This is a genomic window from Maribacter sp. MAR_2009_72, from assembly GCF_007827235.1.
GTDB lineage: Bacteria > Bacteroidota > Bacteroidia > Flavobacteriales > Flavobacteriaceae > Maribacter > Maribacter sedimenticola.
Genome location: NZ_VISB01000001.1, coordinates 1627822 through 1643064, shown reverse-complemented (window position 1 = coordinate 1643064; position 15243 = coordinate 1627822). Strand labels below are relative to the sequence as shown.

Sequence of the window (15243 nt, the reverse complement as noted above, 5' to 3'; positions counted from 1 at the left end):
ATTTGTTGTCATTTTATCAATAAGTGTTGTTGAAAACTGTTTTTGTGTGGTGTAAAGGGTCTTTTTCTCTATTTTCTTACAAAAGGAGGTACCAGCCCGGTGTAATCACCATTATTACGTATTACATCCCTTACAATAGAGGAACTGATATAGGATTTGCCCGATGAGGTCAATAAAAACACGGTTTCTATCTCAGATAGTTTTCTGTTCGTATGGGCAATAGCCTTCTCAAATTCAAAATCCCCTGGATTTCTTAGTCCCCTTAAAATAAAATTGGCGTTTACTTTCTTACAAAAATCTACCGTAAGCCCTTGATAGGATTTTACCGAAATGGAAGGTTGGTCCTTAAAAGTTTCAGTAATGAATTTTATGCGCTGCTCTAATGTGAACATATATTTTTTATCGGCATTCTTACCTATGGCAATAATTATTTCATCAAAAAGGGTAATACCCCGCATAATGATATCATGGTGCCCCAAGGTCAAGGGGTCAAAAGAACCGGGAAAAATTGCGCGTCTCATAAATTAATTTTACGTTCTAAATATAGACAAATTAGGACAATGCTTCTATAATGGCATTTTCAAATAGCTGGGGCAAGGTTATACCTGCTTCTTTGGCCTGTTGGGGTAAAATACTTTCTGTGGTCAATCCTGGTGTGGTATTCATCTCCAACAAATACGGTTCATTGCCAATAAAAATAAATTCGCTTCTGGAAAAACCGGTCATTTTCAGTATATCATATATTTTTTTGGATACGGTGGTTACATTGGCAAGTTGCTCGTCATTGATTCTTGCCGGGGTTATTTCTTGGGATTTACCTTCATATTTAGCTTCGTAATCAAAAAAATCGTTTTCACTTACAATCTCCGTAATAGGTAATACCGTGGTAATTCCATTGATTTTTAATACACCAACAGAAACTTCCGTACCTTCCAAAAAACCTTCAATAATAATTTCATCATCCTCTTTATAGGCTGTGGTAATGGCGTTTTTTAATTCTTCCTTTTTATAGACTTTGGTTATACCATAGCTACTACCAGATTTATTAGCCTTAACAAAACATGGTAATTGCACTTTATTTATAATATCTGTTTCATTGATTTTGTCCCCTAAATTCAAATAATAGGCAGGGGCGGATTTTATGCCATATGGTTTTAAAACACTAAGCAAATCTCTTTTGTTAAAGGTAAGTGCGGCTTGGTAAAATCCACAAGAAGTATGCGGTATGTTCAGCAGTTTAAAATAGGCCTGCATGAGTCCGTCTTCTCCTGGCGTTCCATGTATGGCATTAAAAACACAATCAAAGGTTATGGTGGTGCCATTTAAAGATATGGAAAAGTTGTTACGGTCAATTGGTACTTCTGTACCGGCATCATCTACATAAACCCATTTATCCTTAAAAATATGTATACGGTATAAATTAAACTTTTCTTTATCCAAATAAGTATAGACTACATTGCCACTTTTAAGCGAAATTTTATATTCGCTGGAATAGCCGCCCATTATAATTGCTATATTTTTTTTCATGAATTATACAAAAAGAGAATGTTATGGCAAAGATGACGTATTGGAGCAAAATAAAAAAGGGACATCCACCATTAATTTTCGTTAAGGGTTGATAAAGTTGAAGGGAACTTACGAAAAGAAGCCGCCAATTGGTAAGGGGGCATTTACTATATTTGTTGGGTCAAACTGTACGTATGAGAAATTTTTTAAATTTTTTAAGGAGTAAGACCTTTTTAATTCAGTTAGGTCTCGCCCTTTTATTTTCCATAATCATAATTTTTTTAGTCTTGAATTGGCTTAAAAGCACCACTAATCATGGTGAATTTGTGGAGGTTCCGGACTTTTCTAAACAATCGGTCATGGAAATGCGAAAATCCATTGAAGATGCAGGTCTTAGATATGAGGTTTTAGATTCGGCGAATTACAATCCAGATTATCCTAGGTTTTCTATTATAGAACAAACCCCTTCTGCCGGGGCCAAGGTAAAGACCAATAGGAAAATATATTTCACCGTAAACCCTTCTGGCTATAAGAAAGTGACCGTGCCAAAAATAATACAAGTAACCAAGAGAAATGCTTCTTCTATGCTAAAGGCTGTTGGTCTGGATGTTGAGCGCGTTACTTATGTAGATGAATTGGGTAAGGATATGGTGTACCAATTAAAATTTAAGGGAAAATATATTAAGCCAGGTGATAAATTACCTAAGACATCAAAAATAGAATTGATTTGTGGTAATGGTTCAATACCGGAACGTGCTATAATAAAGGCAGATTCAGAACAGGAATGAGCAATATTGAACAACCCGAAAATGAAGATGGCGAACTTTTTGAACACCATCGTGTTATAGCTTCAAAAGGTCAAGTGCCGTTAAGGGTAGATAAGTTTTTAATGAACTTTATAGAGAACGCTACACGGAACAAAATTCAACAAGCAGCAAAAGATGGTCATGTTTGGGTAAATGACGAAATAGTAAAATCTAATTACAAGGTAAAGGCGGGAGATGAGGTAAAAGTCATGTTTGAGCATCCACCACATGAATTCTTATTGATTCCAGAAGATATTCCATTGGATATTGTCTATGAGGATGAAGTGCTTTTGGTGGTTAATAAACCTGCAGGTATGGTAGTACATCCCGGTCATGGCAATTATTCGGGAACCTTGATCAATGCACTTATACACCATACGGATAACTTACCGGTAAACAGTAACGAACGACCAGGATTAGTTCATAGGATAGATAAGGATACTTCCGGATTGTTGGTCGTTGCAAAGACCGAAGCCGCAATGACCCATTTGGCAAAGCAATTTTTTGATAAAACTTCTGAGCGTGAATATATTGCCTTGGTTTGGGGTAATGTGGAGGAAGATGAAGGTACTATTGAAGGAAATGTAGGGAGAAATCCTAAAAACAGGCTACAGATGCATGTTTTTCCAGATGGTGAAGAAGGTAAAGAAGCTGTAACGCATTTTAAGGTACTGGAACGTTTGGGGTATGTTACATTGGTATCGTGTAGATTGGAAACCGGTAGAACGCACCAAATACGTGTGCATATGAAATATATAGGACATACCTTGTTCAATGACGAGCGTTATGGGGGAGAACGTATATTAAAAGGTACTACCTTCACCAAGTACAAGCAATTTGTAGAAAACACCTTTAAGTTACTGCCCAGACAAGCCTTACATGCTAAAACTTTAGGATTTACTCATCCGGTCACGGGCAAGCATATGAGTTTTGATTCTGAATTACCGGAAGATATGGTCAATGCTATAGAAAAGTGGCGTCAATATACTAAAAACAGTATAGAATAGGATTTTTCAATAGTATCATTAAAAGTCTTATATAAGATTCTATTGGTCTTCCCTTATTTCCTCTTTATTTTTGTGGTCAAATAAAATTGCATTATGAAAATTATTATTTCGCCGGCCAAATCATTGGATTATGAGAGTACACTTGCTGTAAAGGAATATACACAACCCAACTTTATAGATGATGCCATTAAGCTCAATAAGATATTGTCCAAGAAAAAACCTAAGGCCCTGTCAGAGCTTATGTCCATATCAGATAAATTGGCAGAATTGAATTGGCAGCGAAATCAAGATTTTACCACTCCTTTTACACCAAAAAATGCCAGGCAGGCAATATTTGCGTTTAGTGGAGATGTGTACCAAGGGTTGGATGCCTATTCCATGTCAGAGGATAAAATAATGGAACTTCAACATAAGCTACGAATTTTATCGGGCCAATACGGTATTTTAAAACCTCTGGACCTTATGCAACCTTACAGATTGGAAATGGGTACCTCGTTAAAAATTGGAAGAAAAAAAAACCTATACGAATATTGGGGAGATAGGCTCACTAAATTTGTAAATAATGAGATGAAAGAAGGAGAATTGTTGGTCAATCTTGCCAGTAATGAATATTATAATGTATTACAGCCCAAAAATATTAAGGCAACTATCATTACTCCCGTTTTTAAAGATTGGAAAAATGATAAACTAAAAATCATCAGTTTTTTTGCTAAGAAGGCTAGGGGGTCTATGGTACGGTATATCATTGATCACAATGCAAATACCTTGGAAGAAATAAAAGGATTTAATTTGGATGATTACCAATTTAGCCCAGAACATACCGTAAAACAGAACCAGCCCGTATTCATAAGGTAAAATATTATCTACGCTTTTACGTTATTGACTATAGTTAAATAACATATATGAAAAGGGTATTTTTACTTGCTGTTCTTGGTTTGGTTCTTTTGTTTTCTTGTACCGATAGGGATGATAATATTGATATGGTAAACATAAGGATACAAAATAGTACCCCATTCTTTTTTAACGAGGTACGGGTAACCCAACGCGACACCGTTTATGAAAATATTGCACCTGACGAATTTTCATCATATTTGGAATATGATACGGCATACCAAACTACTGCATTGACCATTTTAACAGATTCAACAAGTTATAATTATTTTCCTGAGGAAGTGCCTTCAGATACATTGCCTGTTGGTTTTTATACGTATCAAATAACCATTGATGAAGAGGAAAATATAGCGCTGACATTTAGAATAGATGAATAGTTTTATTTTTTCTTGCTCACCTTTATTTTTTCTTCAACTGTAGGTCTTTTTTTAATTTTCCTAGGTCTTCTGGCTCCATAGGAATTATTTGAAATTTTTCCTTTTTTAGATTTTTTGTCTCCTTTGCCCATAATTTAAGTTTATACATTCATTTAAAGTTAGTAATTTAGAAAGGAATGGTTATTTTCTTGGACTCATGTAATTAAACCCTTGACCCGTTTATGTTTTTACATATCCATCCTTACAAACCATTTATACAAAAAGATACAGTAAAGTTAATTGTAGGTACCTTGCCGCCACCAAGGTTTACCACCGGAGAATTAAAGGAGGGTGATGTAGACTTCTGTTATGGCAGTCGTGATGGTCAATTATGGCCCATATTGGACCGTATCTTCAATTTAAACTTAAGGTTTGAGACCACACAAGAAGCGGTAGACCAACGAAAGCGCTTTCTTAAACAACATAAAATTGGTATATGTGATATAGTCGCTGCGGCCAAAAGAAATAAAATAGATGCTTCCGATATTGGCATGCAACATATTGTTCTGCGTAATGTTTTATCCTATCTTGAGGAATATCCTAAAGTAGAAACATTATTGTTTACGGGGGGTAACAGTAAAAATGGTCCGGAATTTTTTTTTCGTAAGCACTTAAAGGATTATGGTATCTCCTTAAAAAAAATTAGCGATGAGGTTCCTAGGATACATAGGTTTATACATCCAAAAACAGGAGTGGAGATTAAGACCGTATCGCTAACGGCACCATCCGGGGCTGCAAATAGGGCAGTTGGGAGTTTGGAACGTTACAAAAAATTAAAATTGAACAACCCGGAGTTTACTACATTGGATTTTCGTGTAATGCAGTATAAGGATTTTTTTTAAAAGTGGTATAAACTAAAAAGAGTCTTGCTTTGTAGACAAGACTCTTTTACGAGAACACTATATGAAAATGAAAATTTATTTACTTAATTACAAAGTAAAGGTATAGGGGCAATGCGGTTTTTTGGAATATTTGTTGTGAATACGTACAATTTTGTGGTATCCTGCCAGTATTCTGATATTTCGCTAAAATCATGCCCTAGATTCTTTAGGATTAGCGATATTTATACACGAAATTTATCATGTTTGCCAAATAGTTAGTGGCATAAAGTTTTTGAAATATGCAGCAAAAAGAAAGGTTGGCAGAATTTAAGAAGTCTGTCCAGAATAAGTTTAATGTTTACAATAGTCTATTTCTTAATCTTCCGTACGAGAATATTGAGAATGTAGGTATGCTAATTCCTTTATTACTGAATCAGTCGGAAAAAGGGTTGAGCAACGGGTTAAATCCCAAGGAAATCCTAGAAAACTTTTTTGAGAATTTTGTGGATACAAAATCTGAAAAGGAGCAAATAGATTTTATGTTTCGCATTATACAATATGTAGAGCGCCAAGTGGTGCTTTATGATAGTGTGGAAGATGCAGCGTTTCCAAAATTACACAAGCACTCTAGTTCATTATCGTTAAAGGACTATTTTCAGTTGGTTGAGAAGAACAATGCGTGGGATACCATTTGGGACAAGTTGAGCACGTTTAGTGCAAGAATTGTTTTAACGGCCCATCCTACACAATTCTATACCCCGGCGGTTCTTGATATTATTACCAATTTAAGGACGCTTATCCTTGAAGATAAAATAGATGAAATAGATGTGGGGTTACAGCAATTAGGCCTTACCTCTTTGATCAATGCTAAAAAACCCACTCCTTTAGATGAGGCCAAGAATATTATCTATACCCTAAGACATGTGTACTATGATGCTATTGGTGATATGTATGCCTATATAAAGGGAAGTGTTGGTGCTAAAAAGTTTGAGAACCATGATATTGTTAAGTTAGGTTTTTGGCCTGGTGGAGATCGTGACGGTAACCCGTTCGTAACGGCAGATATTACCAAGGATGTAATGAACGAACTACGATTGACCTTAATGAAGTGCTATTACAATGATCTTAAAGGATTGTTGCATAAACTTACGTTCAAGGCGGTGCAGGAACCTTTGCATAAACTTCGGTCCAATTTGTATATTGCTATGTTTGATAGTACAAAGGATATCGGTTATGATGATCTAATAGTACCCTTGGAAGAAATTCGTGCAATTTTAATTGATAAATACCAGAGTCTTTACTTAAGCGATTTAAATCGTTTTATAGATAAGGTGAAAATTTTTAAGGTACATTTTGCTACAATAGATATTCGTCAGGACCATAGTATGCATACTAAGGTAATGACCGAGGTTTTAAAAAAACATGGCCTAATAAAAACTGAACTAAGCGAATTATCCCAAGACCGTCTCATAGATATTTTATTACATGAAGACCTTCAGTTGACAGCTAATGATTATGACGAGGAAATCGTAAAGGATACTATTAAAAATATTTGGCAATTACAGACTATTCAGGAAAAAAATGGGGAGGAAGGCTGTAACCGTTATATCATAAGTAATTCTGAAGATGTATTCTCTATACTTTTTGTTTACGCTTTGTTTAGATGGTGTGGTTGGTCAGGCAAGAATATTACTTTTGACATTGTGCCTTTGTTCGAAACCATGAACGGTATGGACAATGCCGAGGCAACTATGCAGTTCTTGTTCAATTTACCGGAATATAAGACGCATTTGAAGAATAGGAATAAAAAGCAGACTATAATGCTAGGCTTTTCTGATGGTACCAAAGATGGTGGTTATCTCAAAGCCAATTGGTCCATTTTAAAGACCAAGGAATCACTTTCCGCCGTATGTGAGGAAAATGATATAGCGGCAATATTTTTTGATGGTAGGGGAGGTCCACCGGCAAGGGGTGGCGGAAAAACACATCGTTTTTATGCAGCGCAGACCAATAAGGTGGCCAATAACGAAATTCAATTGACCATTCAGGGACAGACCATTACCAGTACGTATGGAACAAAGGAACAGTTTATTTATAACAGTGAGCAGCTATTGACCGCAGGGCTTTCCAATACCATTTTAGGAAAGGAAATAACTATTTCCGATGCTGATAGGACATTGATCGAAGAACTTTCTGAATTGAGCTTTAAAAAGTATGACGCTCTAAAACACCATGACAAATTTATGCCGTACTTGGAAAATATGAGTACGCTTAAATATTACACCAAGGCAAATATTGGTAGTAGGCCGGGTAAACGTGGTAATAAGGCCAAACTGGAACTTAGTGATTTGCGTGCAATCTCCTTTGTGGGATCTTGGAGCCAATTAAAGCAAAACGTTCCCGGATATTATGGAATAGGATCCGCACTCAAGACCTTGGAGGATGATGGCAGGTTTGAAGAGGCAAAAAGGTTATATGACCAAGTACCTTTTTTCCAAGCTTTGATGATGAACAGTATGATGAGTTTGTCCAAATGCTATTTTGAGCTTACAAGCTATATGAAGGAAAATGAGGAATATGGTGCTTTTTGGGATATTTTACATGCTGAGTATGAACTTTCCAAAGCAATGTTGCTCAAATTGTCCGGTATGGAAATTTTAATGGAAAAAGAAGCCATATCCAGGGAATCAATCAATATAAGGGAAAATATAGTATTGCCGTTATTGGTAATTCAACAATATGCCCTGCAACGCATTGGAGAAGGAACCGAGTATAAGGAACTGTATGAGAAGATTGTTACCCGATCTTTATATGGCAACATTAATGCAAGTAGAAACTCGGCCTAAAAAGCTATAGTGATATTAAATAAAAAGCCCGATCTATAGATCGGGCTTTTGTATTAAGGTCAATATCGTTACATCTTATTTTGTTGATCTTTTATTGTACCCTTGTCAATATCAAATTTATTGGTATCTACATCTGTATTTCCAGTAGGATTGGTAGGGTTACTTTGTTCAACTTTTCTTTTAAACTTTTTATTATCTTTTATAATTCCCATTTTCTTCGTTTTTTAAGTTCACCTTTAAACTAACAAAAATCAATTATAAATTCCGTTAAGGCACTTGTAAACCTTTGTTAGTAACTGTTAAAACGATTTATTCGGGAACGGCGGTACTATGAAGTATAGCATGGAATAATTGTATTCCATACGCAATCTGTCCTATTTTTAAATTCTCGTTAGGGCTATGCTGATTATTGTCCGGGTTGACCATAGGCACGATAAAAGCCGGTATTTTTAATTCATTGATAAATGGGGAAATAGGCACGGTACCACCCATAATTCTAATCTGTACGGGCTTTTCGCCAAATTTGGATTCCATGGTCTTCACTAAGGCATTGCCAAAAGGGTTGGTCAAATCTGTTCTAAAGGCATCCGTTATGTTTCCTTCCATAATGGTAACTATTTTATCGAATTTCATACGTTCTTCCCTAGTAGGGACCGTGGACATTACATGATAACCAAGATTTTTAATATGTTCTTTCACTAAGGATTTCAACCTATTGCCATCGGATTCTGGCACCAATCTTATATCCAGTTCAGCGGTTGCTTCTGCAGGTACGATTGTTCTTGCATTCTTACCGATCCAACCGGAACCCAGCCCCCTAATGTTCAAGGAAGGATATTGTAAAGATTCCTGATAAAAAGAGCCTACCTTTTCCGGATTGGCAATTGCTAAATTTGTATTTATTTCATTGGCATTGTCAGGTACACTTTTTAAAACTGCCATAGTAGCTTCATCTAGTTCTATACCATCATAGAATCCGTTGACGAGGACCCTGCCATCGGTATCCTTTAGAGATGACAATAAATGGGCTAGTTGCATTCCAGGGTTTGGTGCATAATTACCATAGTGTCCACTATGCTGTGGTCTTAAAGGTCCATATGTAGTAATGGACAATGTGGTGATACCCCTACAACCGTATACAATGGTGGGCTTGCCAGAGGAATGAACCGGACCGTCATTGATGATTAAATAGTCCGCTTTTAATAAATCCCTATAGACACGTACCGCTTTTGGCAATGAAGCACTACTTTTCTCCTCTTCGCTATCCAAAATTACTTTGATATTAAAGGGTAGGGTTTTTTGTTCCTTTTGTAAGATGTCAATTGCGTTTAAAAACATGATAATAGGTCCTTTATCATCTGATGTAGAACGTCCAAAAAGTCTCCATTCGTAGTTGATATCGTCATTCAATGCATCAAAAGATTCGGTTTTCCAACCATCCCCTTCTTTAGATTTTAATACCACTTCGTACGGATTTTTTTGGTCCCATTTTGAAATGTCCACAGATTGGCCGTCAAAGTGCATATAGAATAAAATGGTTGGTTTGTTGTCGTCTATGGGCAAAGCGGCAAAAAATAGGGGTAAACCTTCCGTTTCCAGAATGGATGAGTTAAAGCCTCTTTCCGTAAATTTTTTACTTAGCCAATACAGGTTGGTATCAATATCATCTGCATTATTGGCATCATTTGGTAATAAAACAAAATCCCTAAGTTCTGTAATGGCATTGGCCACTTTGGACTTTATTAAAGTAGAATCTTGGGCATAGCTTTGGGCGGTGCATATGGTAATTAAAAGAAATAGAAATTTTTTCATATCAATGTTCATCATATATTCTTTAAATGTAACAAAAAGCGTGGTAAATGCGTGCTGATTGACCAGTATCCTTTTACGAATTTTGATGTGCTTATAATTGATGCTAAAATTTTATTTGTCAATGTATTTTTGGGTAGATTATTATTACATTCATAAAAAAAAGGCCATCTGATCTAGATGGCCTTTTTAAATATTCATAATGACGATTATTCAATTACAATTTGTTTTTGATAATTCCCCAATGACGTAACACCCTCAACAAAATAATAACCTGAGGGCAATTCCTCTACCAATAACCTATAATTATTACCTTCAACCAAAGTGGCATCAGGGTCATTAAAGGTCTTGACCAATCTTCCCATAGCATCATAAATATTTATAGTCGATATTTCCATGGGGTTGGGGGAATAAAAATATACGTAGATCACAAACGTTGCCGGGTTAGGGGCAATTAGCATTATTATGGGCTCTACGGTAATGGTAGATGTTGCTTCATAATCTCCATCTGCCGTTATCGCCGTAATGGTTATTTCTCCTTGTGATAACGCTGTTACCGTTCCAAATTCATTTACCGTAGCAATTGTCTCATCACTTGAGCTCCAGATAACGGTCTTGTCCGTTGCATCTGATGGAACAATCGTTGCCGGTATGGTCAATTGTTCCCCAACGATCATATTGGCCGTGGTTATTCCTAAGGTCAAACCTGTTACCGGTACATTATTACGGGCTATGGTAAGTTGCTTGCTGTACGTTCCTGTAGTGCTCACACCTTCTACAGTATAAACACCCACTGGCAGATCATTGATAAGAAGCCTATAGTTATCGCCTTCTACCAATACCAATGCAGGGTCATCAAAAATTTTGACCAAGATGTTATTGTCATCATAAATACGCAAGGCGGTTATTTCCAAAGGTTCCAACGCATCAAAAAATACATATACCACATAATCCGCTGGTATAGGGGCCATTAATATAGTTACATTGTTAACGGGGTTGGCACTTACGTTCACCGTGCTTGTAGCCGTAAAATTTCCGTCTACCGTTGTTGCCGTTATAGTAACAATACCTTCGGATACGCCTGTAATATTACCAGAGCTATCCACGGTTACAATATTGGAATTGTCAGAATTCCATAGTACCGTTTTATCGGTTGCATTTGATGGAGTTATTGTAGGTATCAACGTTAATTCATTGCCCACCTGTACATTTGCGTTCGGTAAGCTAAGCGTAATTCCCGTTACGGAAATACTTTCCCTGGAAATGCTTAAGGTTTTTTGATAATTACCTATGGTACTTACACCTTCTATCGTATAGTTTCCAATGGGTAAATCTGCTAAGGGCAATCTATAGTTTTCACCATCCAAGATAGATGCCGGATCGGTAAATGTTTTTACAAGATTGTTGTTCTGGTCATAAATATGTAAGGTTGTGATGTTCAAAGGCTCAGAATACCCAAAGTATACATAAACCACATAATCTGCAGGGTTTGGGGCAATTAACATTTCAACATTGGGTGCAGAGTTTACCCTAATAAAGGTAGATGCCGTAAAGCCTCCGTCCACGGTCGTTACAGTAACGCTGGCTTCTCCCAAACCTGTTGCCGTTACCTTGCCATTATTGTCCACTGTAGCAACCTGTGGGTGGTTCGTAGTCCATACGACCTCTTTTTCATCTGCATCTTGTGGGGTCACCGTAGCGATTAGGGTGGCGGCTTGGCCTTGGATAAGTGTCAATGTTTCTAGTGAAAGGGAAATACCGGTTACTGGAATTTGGGCACGTTCAACGGAAATTACAGTGGTGTCCATAAATTGACCGTCATTGGTCGTTACCGTAACGGTGGCAGTCCCTTCCTGAATGGCATTTACTACACCGTTAGAATCCACAGTTGCAATGTCATTGTTGTCGGAGGACCAAGTTACCGAGATATCATCGGCATCTGCAGGTCTTACAAGGGCATTCAATTGTTGCGTTGTTCCTTCAATTAAATTTAATGTTTCAGGAGTCAATTCAACCGCCGTGACCCTTATGGGGTCCGGGCAAATTGATGTAATGGTAAAGTCATCAATACCTGCTTCCACTATATCGCCATCATTAGGTCCGTCAGCTGCGGATACCCTAACGACCAAGTTGGAATTTGAAGGAATAATAGCGGTAGCATTGGTCCAACTTGCCACTACGGTCTCATCACCATAAGATGCCAAAGTTGTATAGGTAGCCCCACCGTCAATTGAGTATTCCAAAAGAAAATAATCACCGTTATCATCACCGGCATCCCGTTGTCCAAAGAAATACCAGATAGACAGTTCCGATTCGTCTACAACGGTATAGGTAGGGGAAGTTGCAATGGCTACTCCTCCGTCCACATCATTAACGCCAACGGATGTGTTGGTCGCGGTGAAGAACGCATTGTTATCCGTAGCGCTATGATCGTCCTCTGGTTGTGTTAGAATACCGGAGGAAGTCTGTGCCGTGGGGTCGGCTATTACAAAAGTACCCGTAGATGCCGTTCCGGATGTAGTCCATTCATTAGCGGAGGTGTTGCTAAAATCTTCAGTTACATTACGTATTCCGCAAGGTTCGGGGTCCATTTGATCGATCCAATCCCTTATGAGTTGCACCGCCTTGGCATCAACCTGGTTTTTGGAAATTGGGGGCATCATAATACTAGGGTCGACCGAATTTGTTCTGTGGAATATAATAGATTCATCGGCATTACCTGGTACAAAAATACGTTCTCCAGGTATACCTATGGGTGTATTGGTACCCGCATCAAAAAGACCGGTCTGGGCTAGAGTGTTGAACAGTCTAAGGTCAAACTGGGCCCTGTCTCCCGTACCACCGGGCCTATGGCAATACGCACAATTTAAGTCCATATATGACCTTGCTTTTTCATCTAAGGAAGCCAATGGGTCGTCTAATGCCCTATATGTTTGAAAATCAACTGTAGCTGCATCCGTAATGGTTTCGTTAAGCACACCTAAATGACTGAGTGTTACCAATTGGTTTGCCGTACGTCCTGTTTTTTGGTAGGTATAATCACTGTTCAAATATCTAGTATTGGTACCTAGGGCACCACCGGTTGCAGGGTTATGACATGAAATACAATCCTGTGTAGACGGGTAGCTCCATTTTTGTGTGGCGGTACTGCCATCTGTTTTGGTAATGGTAATGTTTTCATCTAGGCCGTTGGGTAGTAATACGGCATCGGTCTGTTGGTCGTTCCATTTATAGGTTAAAAAATAAAATGACCCTGTACTGGCCTTTATGGAAAACCTGGTTTCCAATCGCTTGGTCAATGACGGATTGTTTTCATCTATGGGCAGCTCAAAATGTTTTATTAGAACACTGCCTACCGGAAATTGCCAATCACCATTTTCGGAAAAAGAAATTTGCTCTGATGGTGTGTTGTGCGTTCCGTTATTTGGAACGGCCATCCAACGTTTTTTCTCGGCACCATCGGACCAAAAGGATTCAATTAGTTCATAGGGTAATATTCCTGAATTTGTTTCCAATGTCTGTAAATTGGTAAAAGCTCCAGTTTCTGATAATAGTTCAGGTACACTGCCCTCTAATTCGCCTTGTTGTCTAAGCTTATACAATTTTACATTATTACCTTGGCTGAGCAGGTATAGCTCCCCATTATGGTCTTCGCCAAATGAAATGATATTTGTGGGCGAGAATTGGGTAATTGTCTCGTACGCTCCCGTTACAATGTCCACTGCCCATATTTCTTCACCTACGCCATAATCTGCACAGATATATTTTCCATAATAATCCGGCATTGCCGCCCCTCTGTAAACATAGCCACCTATAAGTGCATTGGCGTCCGATCGTGGAAATGCCACCAGCGGTCCTTCATGTGGCATGCCATCCAATAAATTGGTACAGGAAGTACCACGGTTGTAGTATCCTTCATAGACAGGCCAGCCGTAATTTTTACCTGGTTTAATAATATTGATTTCTTCATGTGTACCTTCACCAATTTCCCCTATATAGAAGGTTCCCGTAAGTTTATCCTTGGTCATTCTATGCGGATTTCTATGGCCTACGGTATAATATTCTTCAAATCTGCTGCCGTCTGGACTTAAAAAAGGATTGTCATTTGGAATACCATAACCAACACCTGAAATTTCATCTGGAAAACGGCCTCCTTGTGGCATTTTTCTTATTGGGGCATGACTCTTATTTGGGTCCTGGTCCACATCTATTCTTAGTACGCCACCATCTAAATTGGTAGTACTGTTCTGTGGTTTGCTATAAGCGGATTGGTCACCTGTTGGGATATACAGAAAACCATCATCACCAAACGCCATTCCACCACCACGGTGAGTGGAACTGAACATACGCATTTTTATCATTTCAAGGTCACTGTTATCAATAACATTCATTGAAACGGGATCTACCTCTATTCTTTTTAAAATTAAAAAGCCGCCCCAGTAATCTTCCCTGCTGCAACCAAAACCACTTAAGAAGGAATCTGGATAATCTCGTCCTTGTCCATCTTTGGTCGTATAGAAAAGATAAAAATAGTTTTTACCATTAGTACCAAAATCAGGGTGAATGGACAAACCTAAAAAGCCTCCGTCCCAAACTACACCAACCTCATTGGAGTAATCTTTTAAAAGATTTTTGCCCGCAACATCGTTCCTATTTTCAAACCAATAGATTTTTCCGTCCCGTTGGCCCACAACCAATTTGTTGGTATTGGGAACCGGCGTAAAGGTCAATGGAGAATCAAAGGTCAAGTTTGGAAAAACACTGATGTAGGGATCGCTGGCATTGGATTTATCTGGGAATGCTCCGTTTAAAAAAGCGCCCATATGTTCTGGACTATCCAAGCCCGATCCCGAAAAATAGGGAATGGCACTTAATAGACATAAGGAAAAGATGCCCAATGCAATTTTATTGGTACGGACTAATGGTAGTTTTATTTTCATTATGGTTTGGTTTAACCACATAAAAATAGAGGTATGGGCATTGGAGAGGTCAATTACTCGATTAACACCCAATTTTTTTGGTAATGTACCTTTGGTTTAAATAGATGTATATAAAATCTTACATCTAACTATTTGTAATTGTGTGTTTTAGAACATTACTAATTGTACGATAGCACCACAATGATAATTTCATGGCTAAGT

At 37.9% G+C, this 15243-nt stretch carries 12 protein-coding genes; 6 read left to right on the top strand and 6 right to left on the bottom strand.

Annotated features, from left to right (window positions below):
* Positions 1-68: 68 nt before the first annotated feature.
* Positions 69-521 (bottom strand): pantetheine-phosphate adenylyltransferase, encoded by a 453-nt coding sequence (coaD, locus tag JM81_RS06765; RefSeq protein ID WP_144801616.1) that lies wholly within the window; start codon positions 519-521, stop codon positions 69-71.
* A gap of 31 nt (positions 522-552) precedes the next feature.
* Positions 553-1527: a D-alanine--D-alanine ligase gene (locus tag JM81_RS06760; RefSeq protein WP_144801613.1), complete on the bottom strand. Its 975-nt coding sequence runs from the start codon at positions 1525-1527 to the stop codon at positions 553-555.
* A gap of 173 nt (positions 1528-1700) precedes the next feature.
* Here JM81_RS06760 and JM81_RS06755 point away from each other — a divergent pair, with 173 nt between their 5' ends.
* From JM81_RS06755 to JM81_RS06740, 4 genes are all read left to right on the top strand, one after another.
* Entirely contained in the window at positions 1701-2294 is a 594-nt protein-coding gene (locus tag JM81_RS06755) for a PASTA domain-containing protein (protein WP_089263019.1), read from the top strand.
* On the top strand, positions 2291-3319 hold the full coding sequence (locus tag JM81_RS06750) for an RluA family pseudouridine synthase (protein WP_144801610.1): 1029 nt from the start codon (positions 2291-2293) through the stop codon (positions 3317-3319). Before JM81_RS06755 ends, JM81_RS06750 begins: the two co-directional genes overlap by 4 nt.
* A 93-nt stretch (positions 3320-3412) precedes the next feature.
* The gene (gene yaaA / locus JM81_RS06745; RefSeq protein WP_144801608.1) at positions 3413-4174 is read left to right on the top strand and encodes a peroxide stress protein YaaA; all 762 of its coding nucleotides are present in this window, start codon (positions 3413-3415) and stop codon (positions 4172-4174) included.
* Between the two features lie 47 nt (positions 4175-4221).
* Entirely contained in the window at positions 4222-4587 is a 366-nt protein-coding gene (locus tag JM81_RS06740; protein WP_144801605.1) for a hypothetical protein, read from the top strand.
* A 2-nt stretch (positions 4588-4589) separates the two neighbouring features.
* On the opposite strand, the gene JM81_RS06735 is transcribed toward JM81_RS06740, so the two are convergent.
* On the bottom strand, positions 4590-4718 hold the full coding sequence (locus tag JM81_RS06735) for a 30S ribosomal protein THX (RefSeq protein ID WP_089263011.1): 129 nt from the start codon (positions 4716-4718) through the stop codon (positions 4590-4592).
* 90 nt (positions 4719-4808) lie between these two features.
* Between JM81_RS06735 and JM81_RS06730 the strand changes: the two genes are divergently transcribed.
* Positions 4809-5468 carry a uracil-DNA glycosylase family protein gene (locus JM81_RS06730; RefSeq protein ID WP_144801603.1) on the top strand — a complete coding sequence of 220 codons (660 nt, stop codon included), beginning with the start codon at positions 4809-4811 and terminating at the stop codon, positions 5466-5468.
* A gap of 278 nt (positions 5469-5746) precedes the next feature.
* Positions 5747-8293, top strand: coding sequence for a phosphoenolpyruvate carboxylase (locus tag JM81_RS06725; protein ID WP_144801600.1), 2547 nt, complete (start codon positions 5747-5749; stop codon positions 8291-8293).
* Positions 8294-8361: 68 nt separating this feature from the next.
* Here JM81_RS06725 and JM81_RS18395 read toward each other — a convergent pair whose 3' ends face one another.
* The 3 genes from JM81_RS18395 to JM81_RS06715 all read right to left on the bottom strand — a co-directional run bounded on the left by JM81_RS18395 (position 8362) and on the right by JM81_RS06715 (position 15042).
* On the bottom strand, positions 8362-8505 hold the full coding sequence (locus JM81_RS18395; protein WP_179213228.1) for a hypothetical protein: 144 nt from the start codon (positions 8503-8505) through the stop codon (positions 8362-8364).
* A 97-nt stretch (positions 8506-8602) separates the two neighbouring features.
* Positions 8603-10105: a M20/M25/M40 family metallo-hydrolase gene (locus JM81_RS06720; RefSeq protein ID WP_144801597.1), complete on the bottom strand. Its 1503-nt coding sequence runs from the start codon at positions 10103-10105 to the stop codon at positions 8603-8605.
* Between the two features lie 206 nt (positions 10106-10311).
* Complete coding sequence (locus tag JM81_RS06715) at positions 10312-15042, bottom strand: Ig-like domain-containing protein (protein ID WP_186435543.1); 4731 nt, start codon at positions 15040-15042, stop codon at positions 10312-10314.
* Positions 15043-15243: the final 201 nt, after the last annotated feature.

Coding starts and splice junctions, on each gene's coding strand:
- JM81_RS06720 (WP_144801597.1), bottom strand. CDS start 10,105: ATGAAAAAATTTCTATTTCTTTTAATTACCATATGCACCGCCCAAAGC.
- JM81_RS06740 (WP_144801605.1), top strand. CDS start 4,222: ATGAAAAGGGTATTTTTACTTGCTGTTCTTGGTTTGGTTCTTTTGTTT.
- JM81_RS06755 (WP_089263019.1), top strand. CDS start 1,701: ATGAGAAATTTTTTAAATTTTTTAAGGAGTAAGACCTTTTTAATTCAG.
- JM81_RS06750 (WP_144801610.1), top strand. CDS start 2,291: ATGAGCAATATTGAACAACCCGAAAATGAAGATGGCGAACTTTTTGAA.
- coaD (WP_144801616.1), bottom strand. CDS start 521: ATGAGACGCGCAATTTTTCCCGGTTCTTTTGACCCCTTGACCTTGGGG.
- JM81_RS06725 (WP_144801600.1), top strand. CDS start 5,747: ATGCAGCAAAAAGAAAGGTTGGCAGAATTTAAGAAGTCTGTCCAGAAT.
- JM81_RS06730 (WP_144801603.1), top strand. CDS start 4,809: ATGTTTTTACATATCCATCCTTACAAACCATTTATACAAAAAGATACA.
- JM81_RS18395 (WP_179213228.1), bottom strand. CDS start 8,505: ATGGGAATTATAAAAGATAATAAAAAGTTTAAAAGAAAAGTTGAACAA.
- yaaA (WP_144801608.1), top strand. CDS start 3,413: ATGAAAATTATTATTTCGCCGGCCAAATCATTGGATTATGAGAGTACA.
- JM81_RS06715 (WP_186435543.1), bottom strand. CDS start 15,042: ATGAAAATAAAACTACCATTAGTCCGTACCAATAAAATTGCATTGGGC.
- JM81_RS06735 (WP_089263011.1), bottom strand. CDS start 4,718: ATGGGCAAAGGAGACAAAAAATCTAAAAAAGGAAAAATTTCAAATAAT.
- JM81_RS06760 (WP_144801613.1), bottom strand. CDS start 1,527: ATGAAAAAAAATATAGCAATTATAATGGGCGGCTATTCCAGCGAATAT.